This is a genomic window from Aquimarina hainanensis, from assembly GCF_042684685.1.
Taxonomy (GTDB): domain Bacteria; phylum Bacteroidota; class Bacteroidia; order Flavobacteriales; family Flavobacteriaceae; genus Aquimarina; species Aquimarina hainanensis.
This window is the reverse complement of record NZ_JBHULX010000022.1, coordinates 98025-114126: the sequence shown is the minus strand read 5'-3', so window position 1 is coordinate 114126 and position 16102 is coordinate 98025. Positions and strand designations below refer to the sequence as shown.

Below are 16102 nucleotides of genomic sequence, written 5' to 3'. Positions count from 1 at the left end.
TAGTTATTATGCAGATTTACCTGCTTTTCTTCTTAATTGCTCTCCTACAAACTTAATTCCTTTTCCTTTGTATGGTTCTGGCTTACGGAAGCTTCTTATTTTTGCTGCCACCTGACCTACAAGTTGTTTGTCATGAGATGTTAATTTTACAATAGGGTTTTTACCTTTTTCAGATATTGTCTCCACTTTTACTTCTGGAGCCAAATTTAAAACGATGTTATGAGAGAATCCCAAAGCCAAATCTAATTTCTGACCTTGATTAGATGCTCTATACCCTACTCCAACTAATTCTAGTTCTTTGGTAAACCCTTTAGAAACACCTTCTACCATATTGTTAATCAAAGCTCTGTACAATCCGTGCTTTGCTTTATGGCTTTTAGCATCACTAGGTCTTTCTACCACAACTTGACCTTCTTCAACTTTTACATTGATATTATCCTCAATAGTCTGAGAAAGCTCTCCTAATTTTCCTTTAACAGTAACAACATTACCTGTCACATCTACAGTGACACCAGACGGAATAGTTACTGGATTTTTTCCTATTCTTGACATTTCTTTTTGTCTTTTATACTGTTAATATACGTAACAAAGTACCTCTCCTCCAACATTCTCTTGTTTTGCCTGTTTTCCAGTCATCACACCACGAGAAGTTGAAACAATAGCAATACCTAATCCATTAAGAATTCTTGGAATATCATTAGATCCTGCATATTTACGTAAACCAGGCTTACTGATTCTTTGTAATTCTTTAATCACAGGATCTTTTGTATACTTATCGTATTTTAATGCAATCTTGATAGTACCTTGTGTTGTATTATCTTCAAATTTATAACTTAAAATATATCCTTGATCGAATAATATTTTAGTGATCTCTTTTTTAACCTTAGATGCAGGGATCTCAACTACTCTGTGCTGAGCTCTGTTTGCATTTCGAATTCTGGTTAAATAATCTGCAATAGGATCTGTATTCATTATATATAGTTTATGGTATCGGTTTTCGATCCTAGGATCGAACCTGATACCAATTTATTCACTTTGTTTTTACCAACTAGCTTTTGTTACTCCAGGAATTAATCCTTTGTTAGCCATTTCTCTAAAAGTTACACGAGAAATACCAAACTGACGCATGTACCCTTTTGGTCTTCCAGTTAGTTTACAACGATTGTGCATTCTAATTGGAGAAGCATTTTTTGGTAACTTCTGTAACGCTTCGTAATCTCCAGCTTCTTTTAAAGCTTTACGTTTCTCAGCATACTTAGCTACTGTCTTTGCTCTTTTTACCTCACGGGCTTTCATTGATTCTTTAGCCATAATTAATTCTTTTTAAAAGGTAATCCTAGTTGGGTTAACAATGATTTTGCTTCTTTATCTGTCTTTGCAGATGTTTCAAAAGTAATGTTCAATCCTGAGATTTTATTCACTTTATCAATATCTATTTCTGGAAAGATAATTTGCTCAGTAATTCCTAACGAATAGTTTCCTCTTCCGTCAAATCCTGTAGCTTTTATTCCGTTAAAATCTCTAACTCGTGGCAATGCACTTGTTATAAAACGATCTAAAAACTCATACATGTTTTCTCCTCTTAACGTAACTTTTGCACCAATTGGCATTCCTTTACGCAATTTAAAAGAAGCAACATCTTTTTTAGAAATAGTAGCTACTGCTTTTTGACCAGTGATCATCGTTAATTCATCAACTGCGTGATCAATTAATTTTTTATCTGCTACAGCTGCTCCAATTCCCCTACTTAAAACTATTTTTTTAAGCTTAGGAATTTCCATTACGTTACCATAGCTGTACTCTTCTTTAAGAGCAGACATTACTCTGTCTTTATACTCTTGTTTTAATCTTGGTATATAAGCCATAACTATATTACTTCATTAGATTTTTTAGAAAATCTCACTTTCTTATCTCCTTCTACTCTATACCCAACTCTCGTTGCTTCTCCTTTAGAAGTTAACAATGATAAGTTAGAAATATGAATAGGAGCTTCTTGTTTCACTATTCCTCCTTGTGGATTAGCTGCGCTTGGTTTCTTGTGTTTAGACACAAGATTTACACCTTCCACAATCGCTTTGTTCTTATCTTTTAATACTTTTTGTACTTTCCCTTCCTGACCTTTATTGTCTCCGGCAATTACACGTACAGTATCTCCTGATTTTATTTTTAGCTTTGTCATTTTGCTACAATAATTAAAGCACTTCTGGCGCTAATGAAACAATCTTCATGAATTGCTTATCACGAAGCTCTCTTGCCACAGGACCAAAAACACGTGTTCCTCTCATTTCTCCTGCAGGGTTTAATAACACACATGCATTATCATCGAAACGGATATAAGAACCATCTGGTCTGCGAACCTCTTTTTTAGTACGAACTACAACTGCAGTAGAAACCGCTCCTTTTTTAATGTTTCCATTTGGAGTTGCTTCTTTAACACTGACAACTATCTTGTCCCCTACAGAGGCGTATCTTCTTTTTGTACCACCTAAAACACGGATAACCAAAACTTCTTTTGCTCCTGTGTTATCGGCTACTTTTAATCTAGACTCTTGTTGTACCATAATTACTTCGCTCTTTCAATTACTTCTACTAATCTCCAACATTTAGTTTTACTTAAAGGACGTGTTTCCATGATCCTTACCGTATCACCAATATTACAGTCGTTTTTCTCGTCGTGTGCTACGTATTTTTTCGTTTTTAACACGAACTTTCCGTACATCGGGTGTTTTACTTTTTTAACTTCAGAAACCACGATAGATTTCTCCATTTTATTACTTGTAACGACTCCGATACGTTCTTTTCTTAAATTTCTTTTTTCCATCTTTCAGCAGAATTAACCGTTTAATTCTCTTTTTGTTAGCTCTGTAGCAATTCTAGCTATAGATCTTCTTACTTTACGAATCTGTAAAGGGTTCTCTAAAGGCGACATTGCATGAGCCATTCTTAAATCTGAATACTCTCTTTGAGATTTACTAAGTTGCTCTTGTAATTCAGCTGTAGACAATTCTTTAACTTCTGATTGTTTCATAGTTTCTCAAATATTAAGCTTTATAATCTCTAGCTACGATAAACTTAGTTTTAACAGGTAATTTTTGAGCTGCTAAACGCAAAGCTTCTTTTGCCACGTCATATGGCACTCCGCTTATCTCAAATAATATTCTTCCTGGCTTTACTACTGCTGCCCAGTATTCTACTGCTCCTTTTCCTTTACCCATACGTACCTCTAATGGTTTTTTAGTAATAGGCTTGTCTGGAAAAATTTTAATCCAAAGGGATCCTTCCCTTTTCATATAACGTGTAGCAGAAATACGAGCTGCTTCTATTTGTCTCGCAGTAACGAAATTTGAATCTAGTGATTTAATTCCGAAGGTTCCGTTAGAAAGTTGGTGTCCACGATTAGACAGTCCTTTCATACGACCTTTTTGTTGTTTACGGAATTTTGTTCTTTTAGGCTGTAACATTGTTAATTTACTTTAAAAAATTACTTTCTACGGCGTGATTTCTTATCACCTCCTCTTGAGGATCTGTCACCTTTTCCTTGTTTTTTGGATAAACCAACTAAAGGAGAAAGTTCTCTTTTACCATATACTTCGCCTTTCATGATCCATACTTTAATCCCAAGTCTACCGTAAGTAGTATGAGCTTCTACTAAAGCATAATCGATGTCAGCTCTAAATGTAGATAAAGGAATTCGACCTTCTTTATACGCTTCTGAACGTGCCATTTCCGCACCATTCAAACGTCCTGAAATCTGAATTTTGATCCCTTCTGCATTCATTCTTATCGCAGCCGCAATAGCCATTTTTATCGCACGACGGTAAGAAATACGTCCTTCTATCTGTCTAGCAATACTTGACCCTACTAAGAATGCATCAAGTTCTGGTCTTTTGATTTCAAAAATATTGATCTGAACTTCTTTTTCTGTAATCTTCTTAAGCTCCTCTTTCAACTTGTCTACCTCTTGTCCACCTTTTCCGATAATAATACCAGGTCTGGCAGTAGTGATAGTAACGGTTACAAGTTTAAGCGTACGCTCAATAATCACTCTTGATACACTAGCTTTTGATAAACGTGCGTGTACATACTTTCTAATCTTATCGTCTTCGGCTAACTTATCACCGTAGTCATTACCTCCATACCAGTTGGACTCCCATCCTCTGATGATACCAAGGCGATTTCCGATTGGATTTGTCTTCTGTCCCATACTATTTATTAATTGCTTTGTGTATTATTGTTTGCTGCAACCACGATTGTCACGTGGTTAGAGCGTTTTCTTATTCTGTGTGCACGACCTTGTGGTGCAGGACGCAATCTTTTCAGCATGCTTCCTCCATCTACACGGATCTCTTTTACAATAAGCTCAGCATCTTCAATGCTAGCGTCTTCATTTTTCGCCTGCCAGTTAGCTATTGCAGAAAGCAATAACTTTTCTAAACGACGTGATGCTTCTTTAGGATTAAATCTAAGAATATGAAGCGCTCTTTCAACTTTTTCACCACGAACTAAATCTGCAACTAATCGCATCTTTCTAGGTGACGTAGGGCAGTTATTAAGTTTAGCGAAAGCAATTTGCTTTCTCTCTTCCTTAAATCTTTCTGCCATTTCTCTTTTACGAACTCCCATAGCTTAAATTATTTTTTACCTTTATTTTTAGCACCAGCATGTCCTCTAAATGAACGTGTTGGCGAAAATTCTCCTAGTTTATGACCTACCATATTCTCTGTAACATATACAGGTACGAACTGGCGTCCGTTGTGTACTGCAATTGTCTGCCCTACAAAATCAGGAGTAATCATAGAAGCTCTAGACCATGTTTTGATCACCGTCTTTTTATTTGCTTCTACATTTGCAGCTACCTTTTTCTCTAATTTATAGTGAACGTAAGGTCCTTTTTTTAATGAACGTGCCATATCTTATTATTTCTTTCTACGTTCTACAATATACTTATTACTCGCTTTTGTTTTAGAACGGGTTCTATATCCTTTAGAAGGTAACCCTTTTCTAGAACGTGGATGACCTCCAGATGAACGTCCTTCTCCACCACCCATTGGATGATCTACCGGGTTCATCGCTACTGGTCTTGTTCTTGGACGACGTCCTAACCATCTGCTTCTACCAGCTTTACCACCAACTATTAACTGATGATCACTGTTAGAAACCGCTCCAATAGTAGCCATACAACGTACTAAAATCATACGTACTTCTCCAGAAGGTAATTTTACCGTAGCAAACTTACCATCTCTAGCCATAAGCTGAGCAAATGAACCTGCACTACGTGCCATTACAGCACCTTGTCCAGGATGTAATTCGATACAAGAAATGATTGTCCCTAATGGAATATCACTCAACGGCATTGCATTTCCAATTTCAGGAGCAACATTGCTTCCAGAAACGATGTTTTGTCCAACTTGCAATCCATTCTGAGCAATAACATAACGCTTTTCACCATCTTGGTAGTTTAAAAGCGCAATAAATGCAGTTCTGTTTGGATCGTATTCGATTGTAGCAACAGTAGCAGGAACTCCCTGCTTATCACGCTTAAAATCGATAATACGATACCTTTTTTTATGACCTCCACCTTTGTAGCGGATTGTCATTTTTCCTTGACTGTTTCTACCTCCAGATCTTTTTTTCGGAGCTAACAAGCTTTTTTCCGGCTTATCAGTAGTAATGGCGTCAAATCCATTAACTACTCTAAAACGCTGACCTGGGGTAATTGGTTTTAATTTTCTTACTGACATCTTCTAGTCTTAAAGATTACTATATAAATCAATTACTTCACCTTCCGCCACCTGTACAATTGCTTTTTTAATAGCGCTTGTTTTACCAGTGATCATACCCGTTTTTGTATAACGAGTCTTACGATCCGGGCGAACATTAATAGTACGAACTTTAGTAACAGAAACTCCATAAGCAGCTTCTACTGCCTTTCTAATCTCTACCTTATTCGCATTTCTATCTACTACAAATCCATAACGATTATACAATTCGCTATCTGCAGTAGCCTTTTCCGTAATAATAGGTTTTATTAAAATACTCATGGCTTCTATTTACTTAAATTCGTTTCAATTCCTTTCAAAGAACTTTCTAGAAGCACAACACTATTCGCATTAAGTATTTTATAAGTACTTAATTCAGAGTTAGTTACAACTTCAGAACGTTTTAAATTACGTGACGACAAATATACATTATTATTTGACTCACCCAACACAAACAATGACTTTTTACCTTCTAGTCCTAAAGACTTTAGCACTGCTGTAAAATTCTTTGTTTTAACAGTATCAAAAGTAAAATCCTCAATTACCGTAATCGCTTTCTCATTTGCTTTAATAGATAAAGCAGATCTCCTAGCTAATCTTTTTAAATTTTTATTTAACTTAAAAGAATAATTACGTGGTCTAGGACCAAAGATTCTACCTCCTCCTCTAAAAACAGGAGATTTAATACTACCAGCACGAGCTGTACCCGTACCTTTTTGTTTCTTAATTTTTCTTGTACTTCCTGCGATCTCAGCACGCTCTTTAGACTTATGCGTACCTTGACGTTGATTCGCCAAGTATTGCTTAACATCTAAGTACACAGCATGATCATTAGGCTCTATACCAAAAACAGCATCAGAAAGGTTCACCTTTCTCCCTGTTTCTTTTCCATTAATATCAACAACTGCTACTTCCATTACTTTTGAATTGTTACATAAGCGTTTTTGTGTCCAGGCACACATCCCTTAACCACAAGTAGATTCTTCTCCGGAACTACTTTTAACACTCGTAAGTTTTGAACTTTTACTTTATCTCCACCCATTCTTCCTGCCATACGCATTCCTTTGAATACTCTTGCAGGATAAGATGCAGCTCCAATAGACCCAGGAGCTCTCAGACGGTTATGTTGTCCGTGAGTTGCTTGTCCAACTCCACCAAAACCATGTCTTTTAACAACTCCCTGAAATCCTTTACCTTTAGAAGTACCTGAAACATCTACAAACTCTCCTTCTGCGAAGTGTTCTACTGTTATCGTATCTCCTAATTTAACACCTTCCTCAAAACCTTTGAATTCAACAACTTTTCGCTTAGCAACTGTTCCTGCTTTCTTAAAATGACCTAAAGCCGCTTTAGAAGCATTCTTGTCTGCTTTGTCATCGAAACCTAACTGAACAGCCTCATAACCATCCACATCATTGGTTCTGACTTGGGTAACAACGCATGGTCCAGCTTCGATTACTGTACATGGAATATTCTTTCCATTTTCATCGAAAATGCTGGTCATACCGATCTTTTTTCCTATTAACCCAGACATATTTATTAATTATTAATTATTAATTGTTTCCTTTTTCTGCAAAAAAACACAGGGTCAAAATACTTCAACCCTGCTTGAATGTATTTTTTTACCGTTTTTCCCTCGCTCGAAGCTCAGGACATGTAATTCAAAAGTCTTATTTTGAAATTTCGTGCAAAATTAACGAATTCTTTTAAATAACTTAAACTTTATCAAATTATTTTACTGAATTCAATTTTTATCACACTTTAATTTCTACTTCAACTCCACTTGGCAATTCCAACTTCATCAACGCGTCAATAGTCTTTGAAGATGAACTATAAATATCCAAAAGTCTCTTATAAGAACTTAATTGAAATTGCTCTCTAGATTTTTTATTAACGTGCGGAGAACGCAACACTGTAAAAATCTTCTTATGTGTTGGTAATGGTATCGGTCCAGTTACTACTGCACCAGTACTTTTTACAGTCTTTACGATTTTTTCAGCAGACTTATCTACCAAGTTATGATCGTAAGATTTTAGTTTTATTCTAATTTTTTGACTCATTTCTGTAATAATTAAGCATTAACTCCTTTTGAAGCTGCTATCACTTCTTCTGAAATATTTGAAGGAGTCTCCGCATAGTGAGAAAATTCCATAGTAGAAGTAGCTCTACCCGATGACAAGGTTCTTAATGATGTAACATATCCGAACATTTCTGAAAGAGGCACATTCGCTCTAACAACTTTAGATCCCGCTCTGTCACTCATATCATTAACCTGACCACGACGACGGTTAAGATCTCCAACAATATCACCCATGTTTTCTTCTGGAGTAAGCACCTCTAACTTCATTATCGGCTCCATAATCACAGCTCCAGCAGCTTTAGCAGCAGCTTTAAACCCTAATTTTGCAGCTAATTCGAACGACAACTGATCAGAATCCACATCGTGATACGATCCATCCTTTAAAGTCACCTTTAAAGCATCTATTTCATACCCCGCTAATGGTCCATTCACCATTGCCATCTTAAATCCTTTCTCTACAGAAGGAATAAATTCTTTTGGTACATTACCTCCTTTAATCTCAGAAACAAATTCAAGTCCAGTTTTACCTTCTTCAGCTGGCTCAATAGTAAACACGATATCCGCAAATTTACCACGTCCACCAGACTGCTTTTTATACACCTCTCTGTGGTCAGCTGCTCTTGTAATTGCTTCTTTGTATTCCACCTGAGGTTGACCTTCATTAACTTCAACTTTAAACTCACGCTTCAAACGATCCACAATAATATCCAAATGCAACTCTCCCATACCAGAAATAATTGTCTGACCTGAAGCTTCATCTGTTCTCACCGTAAACGTAGGATCTTCTTCTGCTAATTTCGCCAAAGCCATTCCTAACTTATCTACATCTGCCTTTGTTTTTGGCTCAACTGCAATACCAATTACCGGATCAGGGAAGTCCATAGACTCTAGTACAATTCTGTTTTTCTCATCAGATAATGTATCTCCTGTTTTTATATCCTTAAATCCTACTGCTGCACCAATATCTCCAGCTTCTATATATTCAATTGCGTTTTGCTTATTAGAATGCATCTGATAAATACGAGAAATACGTTCTTTTTTACCAGAACGGTTATTCATCACATAAGAACCAGCATCCAATCTTCCTGAATACGCACGGAAGAATGCCAAACGTCCTACGAAAGGATCTGTAGCAATCTTAAATGCCAATGCAGAAAACGGCTCTTTCACATCTGGCTTACGACTAATTTCTTCTCCTGAATCTGGATCCGTCCCTACAATCGCATCTTTATCGACTGGAGAAGGCAAATAACGACAAACTGCATCCAGCAAGAACTGAACCCCTTTGTTTTTAAATGCAGACCCACACACCATAGGAATAATAGACATATCCATTACAGCAGCACGAAGTGCAGCATGCACCTCTTCTTCTGTAATAGAATCCTCATCTTCCATATATTTTTCAAGAAGATTCTCATCATAAGCAGCAACTTCTTCTATAAGCTTACCTCGAAGTTCTCTTGCTTCTTCTTTTAAATCCTCAGGAATATCAATCACATCAAAGGTAGCCCCTTGAGTCTCATCATGCCATACAATTGCACGATTCTTTACTAAATCAACAATTCCTTTAAAATCAGCTTCTTCTCCGATATTTAATACAATTGGCACCGCATTAGAACCTAACATCTCCTTAACCTGATTACAAACTGCTAAGAAGTTCGATCCCTGACGATCCATTTTGTTTACAAACCCCATTCTAGGAACTTTGTAATTATCAGCCAATCTCCAGTTAGTCTCCGACTGAGGCTCCACCCCATCCACAGCACTAAACAAGAAAACTAACCCATCTAAAACACGTAATGACCTATTTACCTCTACAGTAAAATCAACGTGTCCCGGAGTATCAATAATATTAAAATGATACCCTTTAGCATCTGCTGTAGGCTTACCATTTTCCGTTGGAAACTGCCATGTACAAGTAGTAGCCGCAGAGGTAATTGTAATTCCTCGCTCCTGCTCTTGCTCCATCCAGTCCATTGTAGCTGCACCATCATGCACCTCACCAATCTTGTGACTTACTCCAGTATAATAAAGTATACGCTCAGTAGTCGTAGTCTTTCCTGCATCAATATGTGCAGCAATTCCTATATTTCTAGTATATTTTAAATCTCTAGCCATTTCTGTTCGTGATTAAAATCTAAAGTGTGAGAATGCTTTATTTGCTTCAGCCATCTTATGAGTATCAACTCTTTTCTTAACTGCAGCTCCTTCTTCTTTTTCTGCCGCAAGAATTTCAGCAGCTAACTTACGAGCCATTGATTTCTCATTTCTCTTACGCGCATATAAGATTAACCATTTCATCGCAGTTGATATCTTGCGATCTGGTCTAATTGGGTTAGGAATTTGAAAAGTTGCCCCTCCAACTCTACGACTACGCACTTCAACGTGCGGCATAACATTAGACAATGCATCTTTCCAGATTTCTAAAGCTGTTTTTTCGTCATTTTGTTTCTTCTCGTCTACAATATCAATTGCATCGTAGAATAACTTAAATGCCACAGATTTCTTACCATCCCACATCATCATATTAACAAATCGAGTTACTAACTGATCATTAAAACGTGGATCTGGTAAAATTGGCCTTTTTTTAGCCTTTCTTTTTCTCATGTCTTCTTCTTAAAAGTTTTTTTTCTAAAATTACTTCTTAGGGCGTTTTGCACCATACTTAGATCTACGTTGCGTTCTTCCTTCAACACCAGCGGTGTCCAAAGCTCCACGAACAATATGATATCTAACTCCTGGTAAATCTTTTACCCTTCCACCTCTAACTAATACTATCGAGTGCTCCTGGAGGTTGTGACCTTCACCACCGATGTATGCATTGACCTCTTTTCCATTTGTTAACCTAACACGCGCTACCTTACGCATAGCAGAGTTTGGTTTTTTTGGTGTAGTGGTATACACACGAGTACATACACCGCGACGTTGCGGGCACGAATCCAAAGCAGCCGATTTACTCTTCTTAGTTATTTTGGCTCTACCTTTTCGTACTAATTGTGAAATTGTTGGCATAATTTGCTTTACACTATTATTAAAATTTTTTATTCCCTTTAATAAAAGGGCTGCAAATGTATAAATATTTTAGACCAAATCAAATCCTAATTCATTAATTTTCAATCATATTAAATTAAACCCCTCCTTATCACACTCATAAACCTTTATTTCTACCACAAATTACGCTAGTTACCCATTATTTATCAAAACGTTACACACTCCTCAATTCTTCTCTAAACTCTTTTTCCTACCCTTACTCACCCCTTAGTTATTTATTAACAAAAAAAAGCAAATCTCATCTCCTTGTTTCTCTCTACAAATAAGCTATAAAAAAATAATCACACAAAACACTGCAAATCAAACAATTAAAGACCAGCACAAAAACAAAAAACAAACACCTCAACCCTTACTTTTTAACATAAAAAAATACAAAAAAAGTACTGTTAAACATTAAAATATTAACAAATAAACATCAAATTAACTTGTTTAATTAGAATCTTTTATTGATTTTTAGCCCGGCTAATTCAAATAAAAACAATAATGAAACAAACAAGTAAGCAAATTTTAATGCTGTTTGCAGTATTAATTGTGCAATTATCTTTCGCACAAGAGAAAACGGTTACAGGTATCGTAACCGATCAAAGCGGAGTACCTCTCCCTGGAGTTAACATCCTTATCCAAGGCACAAATACAGGGACACAATCAGATTTTGACGGAAACTACTCTATAAAAGCTAACAAAGGGGCTGTATTATCTTTTCGTTATATTGGTTTTTCTACTGAAACCAAATTAATAGGAGATGAATCTGTTATTAATATCAAACTAAAAGAAGATGCTGCTGAACTTGAAGAAGTAATTGTTACAGCCCAAGGTCTTAAAAGAGGAAAAAAGGCTGTCGGTTATGCCCTGCAACAAGTAAACAATGAAGACATTGTTGAATCTGGTGCTACAAGTGCAGTAGACGCTCTTGTAGGAAAGGCTGCAGGAATCCAAATAACAAGATCTTCTGGTTCTGCCGGAGGGGGGTCTAGAATCTTAGTAAGAGGTGTGACATCTTTAATAGGAAACAACCAACCTTTAATTGTTATTGATGGAGTCAGAACAAATAACGAGACTCTAACAACAGAAGGGAACACCGCTGGTACTGCACAATCAAACCGATTAATGGACTTAAACACGGATGATATCAAATCATTAACAGTTTTAAAAGGAGCCGCAGCAACTGCTTTATACGGTACTGCAGGTTCCACTGGAGTAATTGTTATTGAAACAAAAAAAGGTAGCAAAAACCAGCGATTCAGCGTTGACTTCTCTTCTCAGACTACCGTAGAACAAGTAAGCTCTTTGTTCGACCTTCAGAATGTTTTCGCACAAGGATCAGGAGGCGTGTACGCAGATCCTTCTACAGGAGCTTCGGGTTCATGGGGGCCCAGAATATCTAATTTAGAGTTTTCTAATGACCCATCACATCCAAATGCACCTGGAGCAGGGGCATTCGATTCAGATGGAAATTACCTATATGACCCTAACGGTTTCTTAGTCCCTAAAGGCACCGGAAATGGACAAGCCGCTAATACCTATGACAATCTTGAAGATGTTTTCTCTACTGCCATAAGCACTCTGCATTCTTTAAGTGTTCAAGGAGGTGCAGAAAATGCTTCTTATAGATTTTCAACTTCACTACTAGATGCCGAAGGAGTTGTACCTAATGAAACATATGATCGATTTACTGCTTCTTTAGCAGGAGACTTACAAGCTACCGAAAAACTTAGATTTAGCACTACTCTCAACTTTGCTAACTCAACTTTCCAAAGAATCCAACAAGGGTCCAATACATCCGGATTATTATTAGGTTTACTTAGAACTCCTATATCATTCGATAACTCAGCAGGATTTGGAAGAGAAGCTGTAGACCAGCCCTCATCCTATATATTTCCTAACGGAAACCAACGTAATTATAGAGGAGGAGGAGGATATGACAATCCTTTTTGGATTGTTAACAACGCTTTAAGAAACGAAGAAGTAAATCGTGTGTACGGTAGCTTCAAAGCTGATTACTCAATCAATCAGTGGTTAAACATTGGACTTAATGTAGGTAATGATTTCACTAACGACAGCAGAAAACAAAATTTTGAAATTAACTCCAGAACTCAATCTGTTGGTAGCGTAATCAAAGAAGAGTTTAGCACTTCCCAAACTGATTCTTACTTAAACTTAACAGGATCTGGTGAAATTGCCAAAAACTTACAAATAAGTTATCTTGCAGGAGCAAACCTTTTTTCCTTTAAGAGAAAAAGATTAAACGTAACGGGTACTAATTTAATATTCCAAAACTTCTTAGACTTAAGTAATGCTACAAACATTACATCATTTGAAGACCTTACAAGATATAGAACCCTTGGATTATTCGGACAAATAGAATTAGGATGGAATGATGCTATATTCCTGACTGCAACAGGAAGAAATGACTGGGACACAAGATTAGCAGGAACAGGAGATAAATTTAACTTAAATGGCTTAAGCTTCTTTTATCCATCGATTTCTTCCTCTATAGTATTTTCTGAATTCCTCCCTGAAAATGATATATTAACTCTAGGAAAACTAAGAGCTTCTTGGGCACAGGTAGGAGCTCCACCACCATTTGCATATCTTACCACTTCTTCTTTTCAGGTAAACTCAATCGGAGACGGGTGGGGTAATAACATTAACTTCCCTATTGGAGGACAAACAGGTTTTCAGCTAGATAACATCTTAGGAAATTCCGGTTTAACTCCAGAAGTATCAGAAACAATTGAACTTGGAACGGATTTACGATTTCTAAATGATCGTTTTGGAATAGATTTCACATATTACAACCGAAAAACAACAGATGCCGTACTTAACGCTTCTCTACCTAGCTCAACAGGACACTCCAATGTCTGGATGAATGCCGGTAAACTTACAACTACCGGAGTCGAAATTGTTGTAGACGGAACCCCTGTAAACACGGACAATTTCTCATGGAATACTCAGTTTAACTTTACCAAATCCGAAAGTATTGTTGATGAATTAGCCCCAGGGCTTGAACGTTTATTCCTTGCAGGTTTTACTAGTGCTGGTACATATTTAGTAGCCGGAAACCCTTATGGAGCTATCTTTGGAGGAGCATACTTAAGAGAAGAATCAGGAGGAGCTAATGACGACGGACTAAACATTCCTGGAGGACAAGTAGTTATAAACAATGATTCTTCTTCTTCAGAATACGGATACCAAGCTGTTGACCCAACCCAAAGAGCTATAGGTGATCCTAATCCTGATTTTATCCTAGGATGGAAAAACAGCTTTAGATGGAAAAGACTTAATTTTTCCTTCTTATTAGACTGGAGACAAGGAGGAGACCTGTGGAATGGTACTGCTTGGGCTTTATCTTTCTTCGGAAGATCAGAACTTACTGCCCAAACCAGACAAGAAGCCCCTACTCCAATTCAAGGAGTATTACCTGATGGCTCTGCTAACACTACTCCTGTTGTAAGGGACCAATCATATTGGCAATCATCAGTTGGAGGATTTGGAGCTGTAGGAGAACAATTTGTTCAAGATGGCGGATGGGTACGTCTTAGAGAAGTTGGACTTTCTTATAGTTTCCCTGAAAAAATGTTTGGAGGTAAATTTATAAAAGGAGGCTCTGTCGGCGTTACAGGAAGAAACCTTTGGTTTACTACTGAATATGAAGGAATTGATCCTGAAACAAGTTTAACAGGAACAGGTAATGGTCAAGGTTTTGATTATTTCAACATGCCGAGTACAAAATCTGTTATCTTTAAATTATCTCTTAAATTTTAATTCACAGAACGTCATGAAACTAAATATAAACAAAATACAACTGATCATTCTATTGTGTTTATCCACAATATCTTGCGAAACCTTTTTAGACAGTGAGCTGAATATAGACCCTAACAAACCAGTTTCCGTGCCTGTATTTGCTCAACTCCCCTCTATTTGCATCAATATTGCAGATGTTACTGGAGGAGATTTTTCCAGATTTAACAGCCTTATAACTCAGCAGGTAGAAGGTGTCGAAAGACAATGGACATCCTTTAACAATTATACAGGATTGACTCCCAACAGATTTGACACAGCTTGGAACAACATATACACAAGTATCCTCATTGAACTAGACATCTATATTAAAAACAGTACAGAAATAGGAGCCAATCACTATTTAGGTATTGGACAGATCCTCAAAGCATACTCTTTGATGTTAGCAACAGACGTTTGGGGAAATATTCCTTTTACCGAATCTGGATTAGGTCTTGACAACACCGCTCCAAAATACGACGATCAAACCACCGTAATTTATCCTGCAATTTTTTCTTTGTTACAAAGCGGAATTGAAAACCTAGGAAAAAACGATGGAGGATTTGCTGTAAAAACAAAAGGAGGAGACGTTTTCCACGATGGTGATATAGATCTATGGACAAAAGCAGCCAGAGCTATCAGAGCAAGAGCATACCTTCACCAAGGAAATTATTCTGAAGCACTAACTGATGCTCAAGCATCTTTTACTTCGAGAAATGACAACCTAAGATTCACCTACGAAACAACTAATCCTGGTCAATGGTTTCGTTTTAACGATGGAAGAACAGGAGATATTGAATTTCATCCTTTTATGAAAGGATTAATGGAAGGACTTAACGATACCGATAGACTAGCTATTCTATCAGAAACATTCGTCAAGGAACACCCATATTTAATTAATGCTTTTGGCCAAGACTTAATTTCTTACAGAGAAGTTAAATTTATTGAAGCAGAATGTCTAGCCAGAACAGGAGGAAGTGACAGTTCAATTTCCGAAGCATATCTAGCTGGAATTGAAGCTTCTTTTGAAGAAGTAGGTCTTACAAACACAGAATATTCTAGTTATATCGCAAACACAGATGTTAATCCCGGTATAGGTAGTATAGAATTAAACCCTCATATACTTACCCAAAAATATATTGGTTTATTTGTACAGCCAGAGGTATTTAACGATTACAGAAGAACCGGTTTCCCTGATATCTCACCAACATCAGGCTCAACTGTTCCTGTACGATGGAATTATAGTGGTAATGAAATTTTATTTAACCCCAACACTCCCGGACCAGAAGAAGCTGACTTATTCAAACCTAAAGTAGGATGGGATAACTAATATTTAAGAAAATACTTAAAGTAGGAAAACAGCCTAAAACATTAATGTTTTAGGCTGTTTATTTTCCAACCACCTCCCCTAAGAACTTCCTCTTAATTTCTT

22 protein-coding genes are annotated in these 16102 nt (G+C 36.9%); 2 read left to right on the top strand and 20 right to left on the bottom strand.

What is annotated here, in order from left to right:
• Nucleotides 1-6 precede the first annotated feature (6 nt).
• The 20 genes from rplF to rpsL all read right to left on the bottom strand — a co-directional run bounded on the left by rplF (nt 7) and on the right by rpsL (nt 10851).
• A complete protein-coding gene (gene rplF, locus ACFSTE_RS12620; RefSeq protein WP_176027233.1) occupies nt 7-552 on the bottom strand; it encodes a 50S ribosomal protein L6 in 546 nt (181 codons plus the stop codon).
• Between the two features lie 21 nt (nt 553-573).
• The gene (rpsH, locus tag ACFSTE_RS12615) at nt 574-972 is read right to left on the bottom strand and encodes a 30S ribosomal protein S8 (RefSeq protein ID WP_176027234.1); all 399 of its coding nucleotides are present in this window, start codon (nt 970-972) and stop codon (nt 574-576) included.
• Between the two features lie 69 nt (nt 973-1041).
• Complete coding sequence (gene rpsN / locus ACFSTE_RS12610; protein ID WP_140597674.1) at nt 1042-1311, bottom strand: 30S ribosomal protein S14; 270 nt, start codon at nt 1309-1311, stop codon at nt 1042-1044.
• 2 nt (nt 1312-1313) lie between these two features.
• A complete protein-coding gene (rplE, locus tag ACFSTE_RS12605) occupies nt 1314-1865 on the bottom strand; it encodes a 50S ribosomal protein L5 (protein WP_176027235.1) in 552 nt (183 codons plus the stop codon).
• Nucleotides 1866-1867: 2 nt separating this feature from the next.
• Nucleotides 1868-2179, bottom strand: coding sequence for a 50S ribosomal protein L24 (gene rplX / locus ACFSTE_RS12600; protein ID WP_176027236.1), 312 nt, complete (start codon nt 2177-2179; stop codon nt 1868-1870).
• 13 nt (nt 2180-2192) lie between these two features.
• Entirely contained in the window at nt 2193-2561 is a 369-nt protein-coding gene (gene rplN, locus ACFSTE_RS12595; RefSeq protein ID WP_176027237.1) for a 50S ribosomal protein L14, read from the bottom strand.
• A 2-nt stretch (nt 2562-2563) separates the two neighbouring features.
• A complete protein-coding gene (rpsQ, locus tag ACFSTE_RS12590; RefSeq protein WP_176027238.1) occupies nt 2564-2821 on the bottom strand; it encodes a 30S ribosomal protein S17 in 258 nt (85 codons plus the stop codon).
• 12 nt (nt 2822-2833) lie between these two features.
• Complete coding sequence (rpmC, locus tag ACFSTE_RS12585; protein WP_176027239.1) at nt 2834-3028, bottom strand: 50S ribosomal protein L29; 195 nt, start codon at nt 3026-3028, stop codon at nt 2834-2836.
• 13 nt (nt 3029-3041) lie between these two features.
• Nucleotides 3042-3461, bottom strand: a complete 420-nt coding sequence (gene rplP, locus ACFSTE_RS12580; RefSeq protein WP_176027240.1) for a 50S ribosomal protein L16 — start codon at nt 3459-3461, stop codon at nt 3042-3044.
• A gap of 20 nt (nt 3462-3481) precedes the next feature.
• Nucleotides 3482-4204, bottom strand: a complete 723-nt coding sequence (gene rpsC, locus ACFSTE_RS12575) for a 30S ribosomal protein S3 (protein ID WP_176027241.1) — start codon at nt 4202-4204, stop codon at nt 3482-3484.
• 8 nt (nt 4205-4212) lie between these two features.
• Nucleotides 4213-4623, bottom strand: coding sequence for a 50S ribosomal protein L22 (gene rplV, locus ACFSTE_RS12570; protein WP_176027242.1), 411 nt, complete (start codon nt 4621-4623; stop codon nt 4213-4215).
• A gap of 8 nt (nt 4624-4631) precedes the next feature.
• Nucleotides 4632-4910 (bottom strand): 30S ribosomal protein S19, encoded by a 279-nt coding sequence (rpsS, locus tag ACFSTE_RS12565; RefSeq protein WP_027880209.1) that lies wholly within the window; start codon nt 4908-4910, stop codon nt 4632-4634.
• Nucleotides 4911-4916: 6 nt separating this feature from the next.
• Complete coding sequence (gene rplB, locus ACFSTE_RS12560) at nt 4917-5741, bottom strand: 50S ribosomal protein L2 (protein ID WP_176027243.1); 825 nt, start codon at nt 5739-5741, stop codon at nt 4917-4919.
• Between the two features lie 9 nt (nt 5742-5750).
• Nucleotides 5751-6041 carry a 50S ribosomal protein L23 gene (gene rplW, locus ACFSTE_RS12555; protein ID WP_176027244.1) on the bottom strand — a complete coding sequence of 97 codons (291 nt, stop codon included), beginning with the start codon at nt 6039-6041 and terminating at the stop codon, nt 5751-5753.
• 5 nt (nt 6042-6046) lie between these two features.
• Nucleotides 6047-6676 carry a 50S ribosomal protein L4 gene (rplD, locus tag ACFSTE_RS12550; RefSeq protein WP_378253387.1) on the bottom strand — a complete coding sequence of 210 codons (630 nt, stop codon included), beginning with the start codon at nt 6674-6676 and terminating at the stop codon, nt 6047-6049.
• Entirely contained in the window at nt 6676-7293 is a 618-nt protein-coding gene (gene rplC, locus ACFSTE_RS12545; protein ID WP_378253385.1) for a 50S ribosomal protein L3, read from the bottom strand. Before rplC ends, rplD begins: the two co-directional genes overlap by 1 nt.
• Nucleotides 7294-7513: 220 nt before the next feature.
• Complete coding sequence (gene rpsJ / locus ACFSTE_RS12540; RefSeq protein WP_010181931.1) at nt 7514-7819, bottom strand: 30S ribosomal protein S10; 306 nt, start codon at nt 7817-7819, stop codon at nt 7514-7516.
• A gap of 11 nt (nt 7820-7830) precedes the next feature.
• On the bottom strand, nt 7831-9957 hold the full coding sequence (fusA, locus tag ACFSTE_RS12535) for an elongation factor G (RefSeq protein ID WP_176027247.1): 2127 nt from the start codon (nt 9955-9957) through the stop codon (nt 7831-7833).
• A 12-nt stretch (nt 9958-9969) separates the two neighbouring features.
• On the bottom strand, nt 9970-10446 hold the full coding sequence (rpsG, locus tag ACFSTE_RS12530; protein WP_176027248.1) for a 30S ribosomal protein S7: 477 nt from the start codon (nt 10444-10446) through the stop codon (nt 9970-9972).
• Between the two features lie 30 nt (nt 10447-10476).
• On the bottom strand, nt 10477-10851 hold the full coding sequence (gene rpsL, locus ACFSTE_RS12525) for a 30S ribosomal protein S12 (RefSeq protein WP_024770883.1): 375 nt from the start codon (nt 10849-10851) through the stop codon (nt 10477-10479).
• Between the two features lie 522 nt (nt 10852-11373).
• On the opposite strand from rpsL, the gene ACFSTE_RS12520 reads away from it, so the two are divergent.
• On the top strand, nt 11374-14655 hold the full coding sequence (locus ACFSTE_RS12520; protein WP_378253382.1) for a SusC/RagA family TonB-linked outer membrane protein: 3282 nt from the start codon (nt 11374-11376) through the stop codon (nt 14653-14655).
• A gap of 13 nt (nt 14656-14668) precedes the next feature.
• Nucleotides 14669-16000, top strand: coding sequence for a SusD/RagB family nutrient-binding outer membrane lipoprotein (locus ACFSTE_RS12515; protein WP_378253380.1), 1332 nt, complete (start codon nt 14669-14671; stop codon nt 15998-16000).
• The last annotated feature ends 102 nt before the right edge of the window (nt 16001-16102 follow it).

What these genes read in the sequence shown, in the direction of transcription:
- rplW (WP_176027244.1), bottom strand. Translation starts at nt 6,041, where the DNA reads ATGAGTATTTTAATAAAACCTATTATTACGGAAAAGGCTACTGCAGAT.
- rpsL (WP_024770883.1), bottom strand. Translation starts at nt 10,851, where the DNA reads ATGCCAACAATTTCACAATTAGTACGAAAAGGTAGAGCCAAAATAACT.
- rpsG (WP_176027248.1), bottom strand. Translation starts at nt 10,446, where the DNA reads ATGAGAAAAAGAAAGGCTAAAAAAAGGCCAATTTTACCAGATCCACGT.
- rpsH (WP_176027234.1), bottom strand. Translation starts at nt 972, where the DNA reads ATGAATACAGATCCTATTGCAGATTATTTAACCAGAATTCGAAATGCA.
- rplP (WP_176027240.1), bottom strand. Translation starts at nt 3,461, where the DNA reads ATGTTACAGCCTAAAAGAACAAAATTCCGTAAACAACAAAAAGGTCGT.
- ACFSTE_RS12520 (WP_378253382.1), top strand. Translation starts at nt 11,374, where the DNA reads ATGAAACAAACAAGTAAGCAAATTTTAATGCTGTTTGCAGTATTAATT.
- rplV (WP_176027242.1), bottom strand. Translation starts at nt 4,623, where the DNA reads ATGGGAGTTCGTAAAAGAGAAATGGCAGAAAGATTTAAGGAAGAGAGA.
- rpsC (WP_176027241.1), bottom strand. Translation starts at nt 4,204, where the DNA reads ATGGGACAGAAGACAAATCCAATCGGAAATCGCCTTGGTATCATCAGA.
- rplD (WP_378253387.1), bottom strand. Translation starts at nt 6,676, where the DNA reads ATGGAAGTAGCAGTTGTTGATATTAATGGAAAAGAAACAGGGAGAAAG.
- rplX (WP_176027236.1), bottom strand. Translation starts at nt 2,179, where the DNA reads ATGACAAAGCTAAAAATAAAATCAGGAGATACTGTACGTGTAATTGCC.
- rplE (WP_176027235.1), bottom strand. Translation starts at nt 1,865, where the DNA reads ATGGCTTATATACCAAGATTAAAACAAGAGTATAAAGACAGAGTAATG.
- ACFSTE_RS12515 (WP_378253380.1), top strand. Translation starts at nt 14,669, where the DNA reads ATGAAACTAAATATAAACAAAATACAACTGATCATTCTATTGTGTTTA.
- rplC (WP_378253385.1), bottom strand. Translation starts at nt 7,293, where the DNA reads ATGTCTGGGTTAATAGGAAAAAAGATCGGTATGACCAGCATTTTCGAT.
- rpsQ (WP_176027238.1), bottom strand. Translation starts at nt 2,821, where the DNA reads ATGGAAAAAAGAAATTTAAGAAAAGAACGTATCGGAGTCGTTACAAGT.
- rpsS (WP_027880209.1), bottom strand. Translation starts at nt 4,910, where the DNA reads ATGGCACGTTCATTAAAAAAAGGACCTTACGTTCACTATAAATTAGAG.
- fusA (WP_176027247.1), bottom strand. Translation starts at nt 9,957, where the DNA reads ATGGCTAGAGATTTAAAATATACTAGAAATATAGGAATTGCTGCACAT.
- rplB (WP_176027243.1), bottom strand. Translation starts at nt 5,741, where the DNA reads ATGTCAGTAAGAAAATTAAAACCAATTACCCCAGGTCAGCGTTTTAGA.
- rpsN (WP_140597674.1), bottom strand. Translation starts at nt 1,311, where the DNA reads ATGGCTAAAGAATCAATGAAAGCCCGTGAGGTAAAAAGAGCAAAGACA.
- rpmC (WP_176027239.1), bottom strand. Translation starts at nt 3,028, where the DNA reads ATGAAACAATCAGAAGTTAAAGAATTGTCTACAGCTGAATTACAAGAG.
- rpsJ (WP_010181931.1), bottom strand. Translation starts at nt 7,819, where the DNA reads ATGAGTCAAAAAATTAGAATAAAACTAAAATCTTACGATCATAACTTG.
- rplN (WP_176027237.1), bottom strand. Translation starts at nt 2,561, where the DNA reads ATGGTACAACAAGAGTCTAGATTAAAAGTAGCCGATAACACAGGAGCA.
- rplF (WP_176027233.1), bottom strand. Translation starts at nt 552, where the DNA reads ATGTCAAGAATAGGAAAAAATCCAGTAACTATTCCGTCTGGTGTCACT.